This window comes from Streptomyces sp. NPDC093064 (assembly GCF_044754605.1).
In the GTDB taxonomy this organism is placed as follows: domain Bacteria; phylum Actinomycetota; class Actinomycetes; order Streptomycetales; family Streptomycetaceae; genus Streptomyces.
This window is the reverse complement of the sequence record NZ_JBIVPK010000157.1, coordinates 1-1173: the sequence shown is the minus strand read 5'-3', so window position 1 is coordinate 1173 and position 1173 is coordinate 1. Positions and strand designations below refer to the sequence as shown.

Genomic DNA, 1173 nt, shown 5'->3' with positions numbered 1-1173 from the left:
TTGCAGCAGTTCGTGAACCAGTCGCCGTGGGACCACGCCGCGGTGTTGCGGGCGGTGGCCGTCAAGATGGTCCCCGTCGTCGATCCCATGGTGTGGGTGATCGACGACGTGTCGTTCCCCAAGGACGGGAAGATGTCGGTGGGGGTGGCCCGGCAGTGGTGTGGGGCGCTGGGCAAGCAGTCCAACTGCCAGGTCGCGGTCAGCCTGCATGCCGCGTCCGACACCGCCTCCGTGCCGATCTCGTGGCGGCTGTTCCTGCCGCAGGAGTGGCAGGACGACGCCGGACGCCGGACCAGGGCGGGGGTGCCCGAGGAGGTGGGGCACCGGGAGAAGTGGCGGCTGGCCCTGGAGTTGATCGACGAGGCGATCGGCTGGGGCCTTGTCCCGCAGGTGATCGTCGCGGATGCCGGGTATGGGCAGAACACCGCGTTCCGGCAGGCTCTGGCTGACCGCGGACTGGACTTCGTCGTCGCGGTGCGGGCGGACGAATCCGCCCATCCGCATGACGCCGTGCCCACCGCACCGGCCTGGAGCGGGACCGGCCGCAAGCCCGCCCTGCGCTACCGCACCGGAGCGTTCTCGTTGAAGGACCTTGCCGCCGAAACCGGCCGCAAGGCCTACCGGCAGGCGACCTGGCGCACTGGGTCCAAGGGGCCGATGCGCTCGAGATTCCGGGTGCGGATCGTGCGTCCGGCCGGTGTCGCAGCCCGCAGACACGCGATGGCCCGGGCGGGCGGCTCCACCGCCTGGGACGGCGTTCTGCCCCCGGCGACACTGCTGAGTGAATGGCCCGCCGGCGAGAAGGCACCCACCGAGTACTGGCTGACCAGCCTGCCCGCCGACACCCCCCTGCGGCACCTGGCCCGCCTGGCGAAGATGCGCTGGCGGATCGAGCACGACTACCGCGAGATGAAACACGGCCTGGGCCTGGACCACTTCGAAGGCCGCACCTGGCGCGGCTGGCACCACCACGCCACCCTCGTCACCGCGGCCCACGCCTTCCTCACCCTCCGCCGTCTCGACCCAAAAGCAACAGCGCCGGCCTGACCTTCTACCAGGTCCTCGACACGCTCCAGGACCTCATACGCGCATGGACCGGCACATGCCCCACCTGCCACCGCGGCATCCCCGCTTCAGCTCCGCCAGAACACCACCCACGCCAGCCAACCTAAC

At 70.6% G+C, this 1173-nt stretch carries 1 protein-coding gene; it reads left to right on the top strand.

The genetic code is table 11. The features are described from left to right. A partial coding sequence (locus ACIQFZ_RS43550) for an IS701 family transposase (RefSeq protein ID WP_402694015.1) occupies positions 1-1047 on the top strand: 1047 nt, incomplete at its 5' end. Between the last annotated feature and the right edge of the window lie 126 nt (positions 1048-1173).